At 46.7% G+C, this 17,962-nt stretch carries 13 protein-coding genes; 8 read left to right on the top strand and 5 right to left on the bottom strand.

Annotation, left to right across the window (positions count from 1 at the left end):
• Positions 1-28: 28 nt before the first annotated feature.
• The 5 genes from ED312_RS11345 to ED312_RS11365 all read right to left on the bottom strand — a co-directional run bounded on the left by ED312_RS11345 (position 29) and on the right by ED312_RS11365 (position 4,697).
• The gene (locus tag ED312_RS11345) at positions 29-901 is read right to left on the bottom strand and encodes a pirin family protein (protein ID WP_123216135.1); all 873 of its coding nucleotides are present in this window, start codon (positions 899-901) and stop codon (positions 29-31) included.
• Positions 902-919: 18 nt separating this feature from the next.
• Positions 920-1,204 (bottom strand): GNAT family N-acetyltransferase, encoded by a 285-nt coding sequence (locus ED312_RS11350; RefSeq protein ID WP_123216136.1) that lies wholly within the window; start codon positions 1,202-1,204, stop codon positions 920-922.
• A gap of 149 nt (positions 1,205-1,353) precedes the next feature.
• Positions 1,354-2,067 carry a pirin family protein gene (locus ED312_RS11355; protein WP_123216137.1) on the bottom strand — a complete coding sequence of 238 codons (714 nt, stop codon included), beginning with the start codon at positions 2,065-2,067 and terminating at the stop codon, positions 1,354-1,356.
• Between the two features lie 190 nt (positions 2,068-2,257).
• Complete coding sequence (locus ED312_RS11360) at positions 2,258-3,118, bottom strand: helix-turn-helix domain-containing protein (protein WP_123216138.1); 861 nt, start codon at positions 3,116-3,118, stop codon at positions 2,258-2,260.
• Between the two features lie 115 nt (positions 3,119-3,233).
• Positions 3,234-4,697: an aminoacyl-histidine dipeptidase gene (locus ED312_RS11365; protein ID WP_123216139.1), complete on the bottom strand. Its 1,464-nt coding sequence runs from the start codon at positions 4,695-4,697 to the stop codon at positions 3,234-3,236.
• A gap of 287 nt (positions 4,698-4,984) precedes the next feature.
• On the opposite strand from ED312_RS11365, the gene ED312_RS11370 reads away from it, so the two are divergent.
• The 8 genes from ED312_RS11370 to ED312_RS11405 all read left to right on the top strand — a co-directional run bounded on the left by ED312_RS11370 (position 4,985) and on the right by ED312_RS11405 (position 17,822).
• Positions 4,985-6,040, top strand: a complete 1,056-nt coding sequence (locus tag ED312_RS11370; RefSeq protein ID WP_240643085.1) for a DUF3810 domain-containing protein — start codon at positions 4,985-4,987, stop codon at positions 6,038-6,040.
• A gap of 236 nt (positions 6,041-6,276) precedes the next feature.
• The gene (locus ED312_RS11375; RefSeq protein WP_123216141.1) at positions 6,277-9,252 is read left to right on the top strand and encodes an amidohydrolase family protein; all 2,976 of its coding nucleotides are present in this window, start codon (positions 6,277-6,279) and stop codon (positions 9,250-9,252) included.
• A gap of 95 nt (positions 9,253-9,347) precedes the next feature.
• Positions 9,348-10,655: an amidohydrolase family protein gene (locus tag ED312_RS11380; RefSeq protein ID WP_123216142.1), complete on the top strand. Its 1,308-nt coding sequence runs from the start codon at positions 9,348-9,350 to the stop codon at positions 10,653-10,655.
• Between the two features lie 393 nt (positions 10,656-11,048).
• A complete protein-coding gene (locus tag ED312_RS11385) occupies positions 11,049-11,852 on the top strand; it encodes a TrmH family RNA methyltransferase (protein WP_394342862.1) in 804 nt (267 codons plus the stop codon).
• Positions 11,853-11,947: 95 nt separating this feature from the next.
• A complete protein-coding gene (locus ED312_RS11390) occupies positions 11,948-13,183 on the top strand; it encodes a M48 family metallopeptidase (protein ID WP_123216144.1) in 1,236 nt (411 codons plus the stop codon).
• Between the two features lie 251 nt (positions 13,184-13,434).
• Positions 13,435-15,651 carry a RelA/SpoT family protein gene (locus tag ED312_RS11395; protein ID WP_123216145.1) on the top strand — a complete coding sequence of 739 codons (2,217 nt, stop codon included), beginning with the start codon at positions 13,435-13,437 and terminating at the stop codon, positions 15,649-15,651.
• A 306-nt stretch (positions 15,652-15,957) separates the two neighbouring features.
• Positions 15,958-16,416: a Fur family transcriptional regulator gene (locus ED312_RS11400; protein ID WP_123216146.1), complete on the top strand. Its 459-nt coding sequence runs from the start codon at positions 15,958-15,960 to the stop codon at positions 16,414-16,416.
• Between the two features lie 134 nt (positions 16,417-16,550).
• On the top strand, positions 16,551-17,822 hold the full coding sequence (locus ED312_RS11405) for an adenylosuccinate synthase (RefSeq protein ID WP_123216147.1): 1,272 nt from the start codon (positions 16,551-16,553) through the stop codon (positions 17,820-17,822).
• Positions 17,823-17,962: the final 140 nt, after the last annotated feature.

Genomic DNA, 17,962 nt, shown 5'->3' on the forward strand with positions numbered 1-17,962 from the left:
TATTATTCAACCAATTTCTTTCTTAATCCTATTCAGGTAAAGGCACATATGTATTGTCTCCGGGAATCTCCGGGAATCGTTTTTCCTTCCAGTCTTCTTTGGCCTTTTCTATGGTTTCGCGATCGGAAGAAACAAAATTCCAGTAAATATGCCTTTCCCCGTCCAGGGGCTGTCCCCCGAACAACAGGAGATAGGTCCCTTTTTTTACCTGTAAGGCGCATTGGTTGTCCAGTTTGGATACGAGCATATTTCCTGCCCCTACTTCCTGGTCGCAGGCATTTACCGATCCTTCTACGATACAGATACCTATTTCCCCTTCCAGGTTACCTGCAATATCAAGGGCAAAATCCTCTTCTGCCTTTACGGAAACCATAAACAGGTCCGAATATGTGGGTACGGGTGACTTTTTGCCGAACCCTTCTCCCGCCACTAGTGTAAAATGTGCTCCTTTCTCACTCCATGCCGGCAATTCGTCTTTGGAGACATGATAAAACTCGGGGTCCATGTTTTCGAGTTTTTCAGGCAATGCTATCCATATCTGGTAACCGTGCATGGTAAATTCGCGTCCTCCCCTCATGTCGTCCGGCGTTCTCTCGGTATGGGTCACACCCTTACCGGCCACCATGAGGTTCACTGAGCCGGGGCGGATACGCTGTTCCGTACCTATGCTGTCCCTGTGCATAATCTCTCCCTCCAGCAGATATGTCAATGTAGCGAGGCCTATATGCGGGTGCCGGTCTACATCCATGTATTTCTCCGGACCCAGCTTTTCCGGGCCCATATGGTCTATAAATATAAAGGGGCCCACCATACGTTTTTTACGGAAAGGAATAAGCCTCCCCACCAGGAAATCTCCTATATCCCGGCTTCTTTCTTCAATGATAAGATCGGTATTGGACATCTGTTAATTTTTATTTTTTCAGGCAAGAACATCCTGCCATTCGGTTACTTTTTTAAAAGTTGCATTGGCGAACGGGCATAAAGGCACTACCTTGATCCCCTTTTCCCTGACATACTCCACCAGTGTTTCGAGGAGCTTTTTACCCGTACCTTGTCCTTTCAGGGACTCATCCACCCCGGTGTGCTCTATGATCATTTTTTTTTCACCGGCCATAACGTACGTCATTTCCGCCAGACGCTTTTTGTCCTCTTTGTATACAAAAGCGCCTTTTGTATCATTGTGAAGATGCTTTATTTCTCCCATTTTTTTATCTGTATAAGATGATTTCTATAAATATAATAAACTTCCTGCTCTTTTCCAGGCCAGAAACCGGTTATATCGGGACAATAGATCACAAAATCATGCTCACCCGGGATGGGACAAAAAAGTTTTCGGGTCTATTGTCCTGGTAATTAAACGGTCATCGGCACTTCCATCAGGAGGAACTGAGTTTCGCTTCCTGCTTCGACGGTTATTTTATCGGTATCCCATACGCCGTACGCATCCCTTTTTCCCAGGGATTGTCCGTTGACGTTGACCGCTCCTTCGATAACAAAGAGATATATACCGTTCCCCTCTTTTTTCAGGGTGTAGTCCCTTGTCGTTCCTTTGTCAAAATCCCCCAGGTGAAACCAGGCGTCCTGATGTATCCATGTCCCCTGGTCATCGGCATCCGGAGATACCACCTGGTACAATTCATTCTTTTTCCGGTAATCTTCTATAGATATCTGGTCGTACCGGGGTTCTACATTCCTCTTATCAGGGAACAACCATATCTGTAACAGGTTGGTCTCTTTATCTTTATTGGGGTTATACTCGCTGTGAAAAATACCTGTTCCGGCACTCATTACCTGTATTTCCCCGTTTTTAATACGTCCTGTGTTCCCCATGCTGTCCTTGTGTTCCAGGTCTCCCCGCAATGGAATGGTTATGATCTCCATATTATCGTGCGGATGCATTCCGAATCCCATGCCTCCACTGACAATATCGTCATTAAGTACCCGCAGGGCACCGAAATTCATCCGGTCGGGATTGTAATAGTTGGCAAAACTGAAACTGTGGTGGGCATTCAACCAGCCGTGGTCGGCATGGCCTCTTGTATCTGCCCTGTGCAATATTGTTTTCATGTCTTTATTTTTTTCAACGGTTACGGGAACCTTTGACGTTTAAAACAATCATCCTTCTGTGTGTTCAATGATTTTTTAAACATGCCGGGTTCACGGCTATACTCTTTTTGTTCTGTACAAAGTTGCGAACAATACAGGCACGGGGAAATACAAGAATGCGGGAAAGGCTTATAAAAATACGATATGAGATCTATCGCCTGAAGTCCGAGGGGGACATTCCGGTGCATTTTTTAAAGAAACTGCTGAAGTGGGCCGGTTCCGAAAAGCCAAGTGCATAGGCTATTTCTTTTTGCGGCTGGCCGGAAAAGTATAGCATACGACGGGCAGCTACGGTAATGCGGGACTGCAAATACTCTTTGGCTGTCTTACCTATGAGAGACTTTACGGTACGGTTAAGATGGTCGGGAGTGACGTGAAGGGCTTCGGCATACCGGGAAACGAGGTGCCATTCCGTAAAGTGTTCTTCCACCAGTTGTTTATAATCCCTGAGCAGGGTGCCGCCGGCATGAAGTTGTTGCGGATTTTCACCGTGCAACGAACACAGGTTGTTACAGGATATCAGAAAAAGCTTCAGCAACGCCCCTATGCCCTGCGAACGGAACTTCATATTCTTACTGTTCCATTCCATCATCTGCTCGCAATAGCTGCTCAATTGTTCCAGTTGTTGTCCTGCCAGTGGTAAAGGCGGTGCTTCCCCGTAATCTTTAAACAGATTGATGTCATCTATAAAACAGGAATCTATCTGGTTTTCTGTCATAAACCGGCCGGAAAACGTAATCACATAACCCCGGGACTTCTCCTTTTCCACTATCCGGTGCACCTGCCCTGGGCTTATAAAATAAACCTGCCGGTCCGAAAGCGGGTATTCCGTAAAATCTATGCTGTGCGTTCCTTTACCCCTCCTGACGAGTACTATAATATAGTAATCGTGCCGGTGGGGTTCGTCCGCCTTGCCGGAATGCTCTTCATAGATATCTTCCATCGTACGGATACGAAAGGTCATCCGGCTGTCCGCCGGGTCTACATCGTTGTATGTTTTAATGGGGTCCACCCTGTTTTTTACCTCCCTTAAGATACTTCTTTTTGGCTGTTTTTCAGAAGAAAGCCATAAAAAGGGGAAAGCACATCAACGGAAAACCGACTGTCTTTCCCCTCACTTCGTGTTTTTATTCTTTTTCGGGAATATCTTTTAATACCTCTTTAAGGAACTTCCAGAATTTCTTTACCGATGTTACACTCGCTCTTTCGTCGGGAGAATGTGCACCACGAATGGTAGGTCCGAAACTTATCATGTCCATTTTGGGATAGTTCTGTCCTAATATTCCGCATTCGAGTCCGGCATGGCAGGCGGCAACATTCGGTTTTTCTTCGAACAGGGCTTCATATTTTTCGCGAAGTACCTTTAATACCGGCGAATCCAGGTCGGGCTGCCATCCGGGATAACTACCCGAAAATTCCACTTCACAGCCGGCCAGTTCAAACACGGCCCGCAGGGCATTGGCCAGGTCCGTTTTGGAACTGTCTACCGAAGAACGGGTAAGACAGGAGATCTTTATATTTCCGTCTTTGATCTCTACCCTAGCGATATTATTGGATGTTTCCGTAAGCCCAATCATATCGGCACTCATCCTGTACACACCGTTATGTGCCCCATACAAGGCTTTGATTATACCTTCCTGTACACCCAGCTCCATTACCTTAGCCGGGAGTTCTATTGGTTTTGCGGTTATTTCCAGGGAGGGTTCCGTAGTATGCAGCTCGCGCTTTATATCGCGTTCCTGTTCACCGAATTCGAAAACAAAAGCATCTTTATGGACCTTATCTATCACTACCACAGCAGAACTTTCGCGGGGAATGGCATTCCTGAGTCCTCCCCCGTCCACAGAAGCAATACGCAGGCCATAATTCTCAAAACCGTCAAAAAGCAGGCGGTTCATTATTTTGTTGGCATTGCCGAGGCCTTTGTGAATATCCATTCCGCTGTGGCCGCCCTGCAGGCCTTTTACCTTAATCCGGAAAGCTATGGTTCCTTCGGGTACGGGCTCTTCTTTATAGGTACGTTGCGCCGTTACATCCACTCCTCCCGCACAGCCTATGCCTATCTCGTCATCTTCTTCCGTATCGAGGTTCAGTAGTATTTCTCCCTTCAGCAACCCGGCTTTCAGTCCCTGCGCCCCGGTCATCCCTGTCTCTTCGTCAACGGTAAATAAAGCTTCTATGGCAGGATGCGGTATATCGGTACTTTCCAGGATGGCCATAATAGCGGCTACTCCCAACCCGTTATCGGCCCCGAGCGTAGTTCCCCTTGCCCTTACCCAGTCCCCTTCGGCATACATTTCTATACCTCGGGTATCAAAATCAAAATCGGTATCCGCGTTTTTCTGGTGTACCATATCCAAATGCGACTGCAGCACAACCATTTTCCGGTTTTCCATGCCCGGTGTTGCCGGTTTACGGATAATGACATTTCCGGTTTCATCCTTCAGGGTTTCCAGTCCGAGTTTTTTACCGAAATCCAGCATAAACGCAATCACTTTTTCTTCTTTCTTGGAAGCCCTGGGCACGGCATTGAGGTCTGCAAACCTGCTCCATACCGCAGAAGGCTCCAGGGTTTTTATTTCTGAACTCATATTTTCTCCTTTAGTTTGTTACAAAACTACAGAAACTTTTAAAGCCGGGCAGAATTATTTATAAGCCGTATTTTGCCCTGGTCCCGGAATGCCATAAAAAAGCCAGCGACAATTACCGGTGAATTTTGCACAGGACAAAACTCCTTTTAAAATTCAGGGGGATTTTTTTTAGCCGGAGAATCGGGGAGCCGGGAGTTGGGATTGTGTGGTATATTTGCTCCGGAATTTTAGATTCGGCCTCGCGGTCGTAATATATATTTTCCTATTTTTAGCCCATGTCCGAAAAAATGAAAAACATCCTGGCACTTTCCATAATCCTCCAGGTGATTACGGTAAAGCTGCTGGCCCTGGCCCCGGAATTTATCGAAAAATATTACAGTAACGGCATCTATCCCTTCATATCGGCAGGGTTCCGTTATGCTTTCGGGTGGGTCCCCTTTTCCGTAGGAGATGTTTTTTATACGCTTGCCGGTATTTTTGTATTCCGTTTCCTGATCCGCAATACAAGGTGTCTCTTCCGCCGGCCGTGGTATTTCCTCCGGGAAATCCTCATCGTCCTCTCTTTCGCTTATTTTTCATTCCATCTTTTCTGGGGGATGAACTATTACCGCCCTCCCCTGCATCAGACCCTGGACATCGGAAGTAAATATACGACTGAGGAACTGCTTAGCTTTACCGAAAAACTGATCAACAGGACCAATAACATACACCAGAAGCTGACGGATAATGATTCCGTATTGGTAAAATTACCTTATTCCCGCAGGGAAATATATGACATGTCCGTTTTGGGATATAGAGAAATCTCTTCGGAAAATCCGCACTTTTCCTATGCCCCGGAAAGTATAAAAAGTTCACTTTTCTCCCTGCCTCTTACCTATATGGGCTACAGTGGCTACCTCAACCCGTTTACCAACGAAGCCCAGGTAAACAGCCTGCAACTGGATTATCGTTATCCGCTTATAAGCTGTCACGAGGAGGCCCACCAGATCGGTTTTTCCGCGGAAAATGAGGCCAATTTCATCGGCTACCTGGCTGCTACAGCCAATAAAGACCCTTACTTTAAATTTTCAGGTTACGCTTATATGCTTCGTTATTGCCTGAACGAGGTTTACAGGAGAGACCGGGAAGCATTCGCCAGGCTGAAAGAACAGGTACACCGGGGTATTCTCAAAAACTACGAAGAGGCAGCCATGTTCTGGAGTAAATATGAAAACCCGGCGGAACCGGTATTTAAGAATACCTTCAATGCCTACCTGAAAGCCAACAACCAGACGGATGGGATAAAGACGTACAGTTACGTCGTAGCCCTCCTGGTAAATTACCATAAAAAGTACCCTTTCTGAAGAACGCTTCCCGGGCAGTTCCGCAGGGATTGTCGCCGGATACTTCAGTACAACTATATGGCCAAAGCACGCTGCACTGATTCGAACTCTTAAATTACTACAATAATCCCCGTACCGATCGGGAGCAGGAGTTTAATTCCTTAAGAAGTCAACAAAAGTTAAAATTTCCTTAACGAACCATAGCTTTTTAACGGTTATCTTAACTTTAAGCCACTAAACTCTAATTCAAATACATTATGAGAAAAAGGCTACCCGTATTACTACTGGTATTCCTGTGTTCGTTTACGATCTACGCCCAGGAGTACTTTCCGAAGAATGACGGTGTTAAAACCACAGACCACCACTACACGGCATTTACCAATGCGAAAATTTACATCACTCCCACCCGGGTTATCGACAACGGGACTCTTCTTATTCAAAAGGGCAGGGTTATTGCTGCCGGAAGCAGGGTTTCCGTACCCGCTAACAGTATAGTGGTGGACCTGGAGGGGAAACACATTTATCCTTCTTTTATTGATATTTACAGCGAATTCGGTATACAAAAGCCGGCAAGACCGGGTCGTGGCAGGCGTTCGCCTCAATACGATGCTTCCCGGAAAGGCTTTTACTGGAACGACCATATCATGCCCGAAAAAAATGCCTTCGATAAATTTTCGTTCGACACCAAAAAAGCCGGGGAACTGCTCCGGGCCGGTTTCGGAACGGTGAATGCCCATGTGGCCGACGGTATCGTAAGGGGAACAAGTGTCCTCGTGGCCCTGGACTCCCTGGATACTCATCATATGCGTGTCCTGGACGAAAAAGCTGCCCAGCACCTCTCTTTTGCCAAAAGCATCGCTTCCGCCCAGAATTATCCTACTTCTCTCATGGGAGCCATGGCACTTATCCGCCAGATGTACAAGGATGCGGAGTGGTATGCAGGAGGAAATGCAGAGAACAGGGATATGTCTCTCGAAGCGCTGAACGCCAACAAATCACTTCCCCAGATATTTGACGCGGGTAGTTACCAGAACGACCTTCGGGCATCCGGGATCGCCGGGGAATTCGGCCTGGCATACATCTTGAAAGGCGGTGGTGACGAATATCAGCGTATCCGGGAAATAAAAGCCACGGGGGCCAGTTTTATCCTTCCGCTCGATTTCCCGGAAGCCTATGACGTAACCGATCCTTACCAGGCCGGAAAAGTATCTCTCGCGGACATGCGCTTGTGGAACCAGGTTCCCGGAAACCCCGCCGCACTCGCTAAAAACGGGGTGCCGTTCGCTTTTACACTTTCGGGGCTCGAAAAAACGGCGGACTTTAAAACAAACCTGCTCCGTGCCATCGATTACGGACTGGATAAAACCAAAGCTTTGGAAGCCCTTACCACTGTTCCTGCGGGGCTCCTTGGAAAGAGCGACATAGGCAACCTCAACAACGGGAGTTATGCCAGTTTTCTCATAACTTCCGGAGATATCTTCGACAAAGAGACTACCCTTTATGAAAACTGGGTCTTAGGGGAAAAATACACCATAACGGACAGGAACATCAAAGACATCCGGGGTGAATATACGCTGAATGCGGGAGGCAAAACATATACTCTGAACATTACCGGGGAACCCGCTTCCCCTAAACCGGAACTGAAATCGGACACCACAAAACTGAGTTCCAGATTAACCTATGAAAACGGATGGCTCAATCTTTTCTTTTCTCCCGAAACGGAAGGCTCCGGTTTCCTGAGACTTTCGGGCCATGTTACCACTCCGGAAACGTTTGGGGGGAAAGCCCTGCTGGCGAACGGTACGGAAGGAAGCTGGACCGCGACCAGGAAATCAGCTTATGATGAAAAGGAGAAAAAGGAAAAAGAGGAAAAATTTGTCCCGGAAGCAGTCCCGGTTACTTTCCCTAATAAAGCCTACGGATTTTCCGAACTTCCGAAACAGGAAAACATCCTCTTTAAAAATGCCACCGTATGGACCAGTGAAGAGGAAGGCATACTGGAAAATACGGATGTGCTTGTTAAAAACGGAAAAATATCCCGTATAGGCAAAGACCTTTCCGCCGGCGGTGCCACGGTTATAGATGCCACCGGAAAGCACCTTACCGCGGGGATCATAGACGAACATTCGCATATCGCGGCCGCTTCCATTAACGAAGCAGGGCATAATTCTTCTGCGGAAGTGATCATGGAAGATGTTATAGATGCAGACGACATTAATATCTACCGAAACCTGTCCGGAGGAGTTACTTCCATACAGATACTGCACGGTTCCGCCAATCCCATAGGAGGCAGATCTGCCATCATCAAGCTGAAATGGGGACTCCCGGCAGAAAAGCTCATTTACGGGAACTCGCCCAAATTCATCAAGTTTGCCCTGGGAGAAAATGTAAAACAGTCGAACTGGGGAGATACGCAGACCATACGTTTCCCACAGTCCAGAATGGGCGTCGAACAGGTATATACCGATTATTTCCAGCGTGCTAAAGAATACGATGCCAAAAAGAAAAGCGGAAAACCGTACCGTTTTGACTATGAAATGGAAACGCTTGCCGAGATCATTAACAAAGAACGCTTTATTACCTGCCACTCCTATGTACAGAGCGAGATTAACATGCTCATGAAAGTTGCGGAAAGATTTAACTTTCCCGTCAATACTTTTACCCACATACTCGAAGGCTATAAGGTAGCGGATAAAATGAAGGAACACGGAGTACTCGGTGCCTCCACTTTCTCCGACTGGTGGGCATACAAATATGAGGTTAATGATGCCATTCCTTATAACGCGGCCATTATGCAAAGCCAGGGACTGAATGTCGCCATCAACTCCGACGATGCCGAAATGTCCAGAAGACTTAACCAGGAAGCGGGTAAAACCGTAAAATACGGCGGGGTGTCCGAAGAGGAAGCCTGGAAAATGGTTACCATCAACCCGGCCAGAATGCTGCACCTGGACGACCGGGTAGGCAGTATCAAAGAAGGAAAAGACGCCGACATCGTCCTCTGGAGCGATCACCCGCTATCCGTTTACGCTATTGCCGAAAAAACCTTTATCGAAGGGGTCCCTTACTACGACTATGAAACGATGAAACAAATGCAGGCGAGCATTGCCCGGGAAAGGAACAAGCTTATCAACCAGATGATCGAAGCCAAAAACAAAGGGATGAAAACCCAGGCACCGAAGCAGAAGGAAGAAAAACATTTTCACTGCGATACGGAAGTGTACGGAATTTAAAAGGCCTCTGCCCCGCCCGGCCGGACGGTTTATAAAATTACGCCGTCACCCCGGGCGTACCGGAGAGATTAAATATACCTGTAAAAAATTTACTCATGAAAATTCATAAAAACATCTTTTTTTTCATCCTGCTGCTTTCCTGTACGGTTACTTCCGCACAGCAAACCCCGGCGGCAAAGCAAACCGAATCCGTTTTGATTACGGGTGCCACGGCACATATAGGTAACGGTAATGTCATAGAGGACAGTGCCATCGGATTTAAAGACGGGAAGATTAGTTATGCCGGACCGCAATCGGGGGTTTCTGCTTCGGAATACAACAAGGTTATCAATGCCCCGGGCAAACACGTGTACCCGGGATTTATTGCCGCCAACTCTACCCTCGGACTGGTAGAGGTAGATGCGGTAAGGGCAAGTAATGACCAGGCGGATACGGGTGACCTGATTCCGCATGTCAGGAGCCTTATTGCATATAACGCAGAATCCAAAATTGTGGAAAGCTGCCGGCCCAACGGAATTCTGATGGCCCAGGTTGCCCCCAGAGGGGGACTTATTTCCGGGACATCTTCGGTAGTACAACTGGATGCCTGGAACTGGGAAGATGCTGCCATTAAAACCGACGACGGTATCCATATGCACTGGCCCAATGCCTTCCGTTCGGAGGGATGGGGTTTCAGCGGTCCAAGCGAGTTTAAGCCAAACAAAGAATACGAGAAGGAAATACAGGCGATCACCACCTTTATATCCGGTGCCAAAGCCTACCTGAAGGGAGATAAAGCTCCCAAAAACCTTCCTTACGAAGCGGTTTCCGGACTTTTTGACGGTTCTCAAAAACTGTATATAAATACCGACGGCGAAAAGGAAATTACCGATGCCGTCAACTTTGCCAAAGAAAACGGTATACGGAACATTGTTATCGTAGGAGGCGGAGAAGCCCATAAAGTGGCCGACCTGCTGGTTAAAAATAATATTCCCGTGCTGCTTAGCCGGCCGCACAGGCTTCCTTCCGGAGAAGACGATAATGTAAAACAACCGTATATGCTGGCAAAAATGTTATCGGATAAGGGCATTCTGGTGGGCCTGGAAATGAGCGGGGCCATGGAACGTATGAACACCAGGAACCTTCCTTTCTATGCCGGTACTTTTGCTGCCTACGGACTGGACAAGGAGAAAGCCGTACAGATCATCACGGAAAACAATGCCAGGATACTGGGCATAAACGACTTTTCCGGAACCCTGGAAACCGGAAAGGATGCCACGTTATTTATCTCCGAAGGAGATGCACTGGATATGCGTACCAACATTCTCTCCCATGCTTTTATCCAGGGCAGGGAAATAAGCCTGGAATCACACCAGACCAAATTGTGGAAACGCTATATGGGCAAATATGAGGCCGGACGTTAACCTCTGCCCGTACGGATGAACTGCAGGGCCGTCTTATCCCGGAAAGACGGCCTTGTGTTATTTGAAGCCCGGTGGCTTCGGTACATCCCGAACGTAGTTCGGGACACTCAGCCACCTCTGTTTTTGGCTTTGAAAACCCACAACTTACTCTTCGGCTTTAGTTCCTGCCCGTCCGGCGGCGGTATCCTGAGTTTTCCTGCACTGAGCACAGTCGAAGTACCGAAGGGTTCAGGACGCAAACTCGAACCTGCAACTTGTAACTTGCAACCTGTAATTCATATCCTGAAACCCGGAATTAGCCTTTCGACTGATCAGGGCAGGTGCCGGGGGTATTTTTAACTTCACTTAATGAGTACACAGAAGATTCGTATTTTTGCGGCAAAACGTCCAGACTTGAAAACAATAAGCAGTGTTCAGAACCCGATCGTCAAACAGGTACTTCAACTCAAGGAAAAATCCAGAGTCCGGAAAACTTCGGGTTTATTCGTGCTGGAAGGAAAACGGGAATTATCGCTGGCCTTAAAAGGAAATTACCGGACAGGTCCGGTGCTGATATACGAAGATATCTGCCCGGCTGCCGAAATAGAAGCTCTTTTTGATAATACCCCCCGCAAAGCGGAATTCATAAGTATCTCCAAAGAAGTCTACCGGAAACTGGCCTACCGGGAAACTACCGAAGGTGTACTGGCCATATCCGAAAATAAAGAACACACGCTGAATGCGGTTTCGTTTACCAAAGCGAACCCGCTTATCCTTGTGGCCGAGGCCCCGGAGAAACCGGGAAACATAGGAGCACTTCTCCGTACCGCAGATGCGGCCAATGCAGATGCCGTGATCATCGCCAACCCGAAAACCGACCTCTATAACCCTAACATTCTTCGTTCCAGTGTAGGATGTGTGTTTACCAGGCAGATTGCCACGGGAAGTACGGAAGAGGTTATCAGTTTTCTGAAAAAAAATAACATCAGGATCTGTTGCGCTGCGCTTACGGCGTCGGTCCCTTATCATACGGTGGATTTTACCGGGGCGACCGCCCTGGTGGTCGGTACTGAAGCTACCGGACTGAGCGACGAATGGCTCCGGAATTCAGACCGGAATATTATCATTCCCATGCAGGGAGAAATAGATTCCATGAATGTTTCCGTGAGTGCGGCAATTCTGATATTCGAAGCAAAAAGGCAGAGAGGGTTCCTGTAATTTCTCCTGAAGGTATTCTCAGTGCCATAAGAGACCCTTTGATTATTTCACATACTTTCCCGAAGTTTGTCCGGGATTAGATCAACAAAAGACTTATGACTCCAACCACACTTTTTTATCTTATCATCGGTATATTATTACTGGATTTTATTGTAGACCAGGTACTGGATTACCTGAATGCCAAGCATTTCAGTGATCCTGTTCCCGAAGAACTCAGTGACGTTTACGACGATAAGGAATACGCCAGGTCACAGGCTTATAAAAAGACCAATTATAACTTTTCAAAGGTCTCTTCGTTTTTTTCGCTCATACTGACCCTGACTTTCTTTTTTCTCGACGGTTTTGAGTATGTAGACCAGATAGCCCGTGGCATCTCGGATAATGAAATTGTGATAGCCCTGGTATTCTTCGGCATTATATTTTTTGCCAGCGATATTCTCACTACACCTTTCTCTTACTATCACACTTTTGTCATCGAAGAAAAATTCGGCTTTAACAAAACCACCAAAAAGACATTTTTCCTGGACAAGTTAAAAGGTTGGATCATCGGAGCCGTCCTGGGGGGCGGCGTCCTGGCGTTGATTATATGGTTTTACCAGTTTGCCGGAAAAGCCTTCTGGTTATATGCCTGGGGTGCGATCGCCGTTTTTACGGTATTTATGAATGTATTTTACAGCAAACTCATTGTTCCGCTGTTTAACAAACAGACCCCTCTCAAAGACGGCGAACTGAAAACGGCCATAGAAAAATACGCTTCTACCGCAGATTTTACTCCGGATAAAATATTTGTCATAGACGGTTCCAAAAGGTCTACAAAAGCAAATGCCTATTTTTCCGGTTTCGGCCGGCAGAAGAGGATCACCCTATACGATACCCTGATCCGGGACCTGGACACCGAAGAGATCGTTGCCGTCCTTGCCCATGAGGTCGGACATTATAAGAAAAAACATATTTTATTTAATATCCTGGCATCCGTATTGCTTACGGGGTTTACCCTGTATATTCTTTCGCTTTGCATCCATGTACCGGAGCTATCCTATGCCCTCGGGGTATCCCAGCAAAGCTTTCATATCGGGTTAATCGCCTTCGGTATACTTTACAGTCCGGTTTCGGAAATAACGGGCTTTATCATGAATTATATATCCAGGAAGTTCGAATATCAGGCCGATAACTATGCGAAAGAGACCTTTGGTGCCGAACCCCTCATCACCTCCCTCAAGAAACTGAGCAGGAACAACCTGAGCAACCTTACCCCGCATGCCGCCTATGTGAATATGCACTACTCCCACCCCACCTTATTGCAGCGTATACGGAACCTGAGAAAACACTGAACCTTGTTTTCGGATTTCGAAAGGAGAATGCGGACGATATACATGCCGGAACAAAAAAACATTGTAATAGCAGGGGATGACCTGCCCGGTTATATGAACAGAAAAGAAATTGGCATCCCTTCTTTTTTAAGGCATGGAATTTGATGTTTATTTGTAAAAGTTTATTAACTTTATGTAAAGCCACGGCCCCCGGAAAATCCGGGGAGCAGGCCCGGACACAAATCTTGTAACCGACAAAAGAAAGTGCTTTTATGGCAGTAGTGATAGATACGGAAAAAGAGAACAAAGAGATTGCCAAGCAATATAAAGAACTGCTTCGCATCAGTTATCAGACGTTGAGTGATGAAGATAAAAAACTCATCCGGAAAGCGTTTGATACGGCTGTTGATGCGCATAAAGATCAGCGGCGTAAAAGCGGGGAAGCTTATATTTTCCACCCCATTGCGGTAGCCAAGATAGTTGCTTCCGAAATAGGGCTGGATGCCACTTCCATAGCGGCTGCCCTGCTTCACGATGTGGTGGAAGACACGGAATATTCGCTCCATGATATCGAAAAAATGTTCGGGGAAACCATTGCCCTTATTGTGGACGGACTTACCAAGATATCGCATCTCAGTAAGGAAAAGGATATATCCTTGCAGGCGGAAAACTTCCGTAAAATGCTGCTTACGCTCAACGATGATGTACGGGTGATCATCATCAAAATTGCAGACCGGCTGCACAACATGCAGACAATGGAGTCTATGCCGGAACACAAACAATTGAAAATAGCCTCCGAAACCCTGTACATCTATGCCCCCCTGGCCCACCGTATCGGCCTGTACAACATCAAGACCGAACTGGAAGACTTCGGGTTGAAATACACGGAACCGGAAGTATATAACGATATTCTGAGTAAAGTAGAAGAAAGTAAGGAAGAGCAGCAGGCTTATATCACTGCCTTTTCCGATGTTATAAGCGAAAGCCTGGATAAAGAAGGACTGAACTACCAGATCAAGGGACGGCCGAAATCTATCTTCTCCATACGGAGAAAAATGAAGGTCCAGAATGTGAGCTACGATGAGGTTTACGATAAATTTGCCATACGTATTATTTATAAATCCGATTCGGCCAACGAAAAATTCCTGGCCTGGAAAATATATTCCATAGTCACGGATCATTTCCGTCCCAATCCCGTCCGGTTGCGCGACTGGATATCCTCTCCGAAATCTACCGGGTATGAAGCCCTTCACATTACGGTCATGGGACCAAAAGGGCGTTGGGTGGAAGTACAGATACGCAGTGAACGGATGCACGAGATCGCGGAGAAAGGTTATGCCGCACACTTTAAATACAAACACGGGGACCAGAAGGAACAGGGCATAGAAGTATGGCTCAACCGGCTGCAGGAAGCACTGGAAAATCCCAATTCCAACGCTGTGGACTTTGTCGAGGAATTCAAACTCAACCTGTATTCCAAGGAGATCTTTGTCTTTACCCCGAAAGGTGAACTGAAGTCCCTTCCCAAAGGTGCCACGGCGCTCGATTTTGCTTTTAATATCCATACCGAGGTAGGTATGCGTACCAGAGGGGCCCGGGTAAACGGCAAGCTGGTGCCGCTCAGCTATGAGCTGAAAAGCGGTGACCAGGTAGAGATCATTACCTCCGAGCAGTCCAAACCCAATGCCAACTGGCTCGACTATGCCACTACGGCCAGGGCACGCTCCAAAATAAAAACTTCCCTGAAGGAAGACAAAAAACAGATAGGCGAAGAAGGAAAAGAACTTTTACGCCGGAAGCTGAAACACCTGAAGATAACCCTCAATGAAAAAGTGGTTAACGAACTGGTGGTCTACTTCAAGCTGAAAACCAGCCTGGACCTGTTCTTCCGCGTGGGGATCGGCACCATAGACAACCAGATGCTGAAGAATTTTGCAGCTTCCCGCACCAATACCTTTATCAACTTTTTCAAGAACCGTATCCGGAAGACTCCTTCCGCCCCGCCGCAGGAAGACCTTGATAAAGAAGAGGTAACTGCCAAATACGACATGCTGGTCTTCGGCAAAGAAGAGGAAAAACTGAGTTATAAACTGGCCAGTTGCTGCAATCCCATTCCGGGAGATGATGTCTTCGGTTTTATTACGGTAAACGAAGGGATCAAAGTACATAAAAAAGACTGTCCGAATGCCATAGCCATGCAATCCAACTACGCTTACCGGATCATTCCCGCCAAATGGGTCGATTCCACTCAGCAGGAATTCGTGGTTATGCTCAGCCTTTCCGGGATAGACAATATGGGCCTGGTGAATAATGTCACCAAGGTGATCTCCAATAACATGCACGTAAATATGAAGAATATCAACTTCGATACCAATGACGGTATCTTTTCGGGCAAGATCACCGTAGTGGTTAAAAACAATACCATCCTGAAAAAACTCATCGACAATCTGAAAAAAGTAAACGGTATCGATAAGGTATCCAGGTTGTAATCAAACGGCACCACAAGACCTTATCCCGTCTTTCGGGACAGGAAAGGATAGTACCAAACCAAAATCTTTACGTATCTTTGTACGGACAACATCCCGGGCTGTTTTTCCCGGACGGATTCCCGTTGTGAAAATGTGGTGCTAACTTGTTTATACTACATTTTTATGGAAAAACGTTAAAACGGGCTGTTTTACATCGTTATACATTTTAAATTAAGGATTTACATATTTTTCAGAATCGCGAAAATGTTGCAGGAACGAAAAAAAAATATGTAAGTTTGTGTGTTAATTTTTTTGACGTCCTTCGTTATGACAAATGAGACAACCACTAAGAAGAACCAGGAGATCGTAAAAAATGTCTTCACCCGTTTTCTGGAAGACAACGGTCACAGGAAAACCCCGGAACGTTACGCTATTCTCCAGGAAATATATGACAGCGAGGATCATTTTGATATAGAGTCGCTGTATATTAAAATGAAGAACAAGAACTACCGGGTCAGCAGAGCTACCCTGTACAATACCATAGAGCTGCTTCTGGAATGCGGGCTGGCAAGAAAGCACCAGTTCGGCCAGAACCAGGCACACTACGAAAAATCGTATTTTGACAGGCAGCACGATCATGTCATACTTACGGACACCGGTGAGGTTATGGAGTTCTGCGATCCGCGTATCCAGTCTATCAAACAAACGATAGAAGAAGTTTTCAATATCAAAATACACAATCATTCCCTGTATTTTTACGCTACCAGGGAAGAAGAAAAATCATAAACCCGTAACGACATAAACCAGAAAACAGACGCTCTGTCAGGACAAGCGGACTTTCCGTGGCCATATCATTATTTTACCTGATGGAGGTCGGTATATTGTATTAACGAAAAGACAAGATAAACACGAACAAGACAATGGCAGTAGATTTACTACTCGGGCTCCAGTGGGGAGACGAAGGAAAAGGCAAGATCGTAGATGTTCTCACCAAAGATTACGACATCATAGCCCGCTTTCAGGGCGGCCCGAATGCAGGGCATACACTGGAATTTGACGGAATCAAACACGTATTGCGCACCATACCTTCCGGTATTTTTCACCCCAATGCCATCAATGTTATAGGAAACGGCGTTGTCATAGACCCCGTGGTACTGGTAAGCGAGCTGGAAGGACTTAAAAAATTCGAAATCGATTACAAAAGCAAACTCATCCTTTCGCGCAAGGCGCACCTTATACTGCCTACGCACCGTCTCCTGGATGCTGCTTCCGAGGCTGCCAAGGGAAAGGCCAAGATAGGTTCCACATTAAAAGGTATAGGCCCTACATATATGGACAAGACCGGAAGGAACGGTCTGCGTATGGGAGACCTGGAACTGGATACTTTTGAGGCCCGGTACCGCGCACTGGCGGAAAAGCACGAAACCATGATCCGCCATTACAACGTGGATATTCAATACAACCTTCCGGAAATGGAAGCAGAGTTTTTTGAAGCCGTAAAAGTACTGAAAGAACTTACTTTCATAGACAGTGAAGAGTACCTGAACAAGTCGCTGAAAGAAAACAAAAAGATCCTGGCCGAAGGCGCGCAGGGTTCCCTGCTCGATATAGACTTCGGGACTTACCCTTTTGTTACTTCGTCAAACACCACGGCTGCCGGGGCATGTACCGGACTGGGAATAGGACCAAACCGCATAGGAGAGGTCTACGGGATATTCAAAGCCTATACTACCCGTGTGGGAAGCGGCCCCTTCCCTACCGAGCTTTTTGACGAGGACGGAGAGCGTATGGCCAAAATAGGAAACGAATTCGGAGCAGTTACCGGGCGTCCCCGCCGTTGCGGATGGCTGGACCTGGTAGCGTTGAAATATGCCGTGCAGGTAAACGGTGTTACCCAGCTTATGATGATGAAAGCCGACGTACTTTCCAAATTCGAAACGCTGAAAGTTTGTACCGCATACGAATACAACGGACAAACCATAGAACACATGCCTTTTTCGATAGAAAAAGAAAACGTGACCCCCATCTATACCGAATTAAAAGGATGGGATAAGGACCTTACCGGGCTGACTTCGGCAGATGAACTTCCGAAAGAGCTACAGGATTATATCACCTTCCTGGAAGAGAACCTGGAAGTACCTGTAAAGATCGTCTCTGTAGGTCCCGACAGGACCCAGACTATTTATAGGTAAGGGATTGCAGGTTACAGGTTACAGGTTGCAGGTTACAAGTTATAAGACCAACCTGTAACTTGTAACCTGGAATTTATTAATTTATTTACCTGCCACCACTATTAAATTCCTCTTAAATCCGCCATTCCCTTCTTCAAAAA

Source organism: Sinomicrobium pectinilyticum (genome assembly GCF_003725735.1).
Taxonomy (GTDB): domain Bacteria; phylum Bacteroidota; class Bacteroidia; order Flavobacteriales; family Flavobacteriaceae; genus Sinomicrobium; species Sinomicrobium pectinilyticum.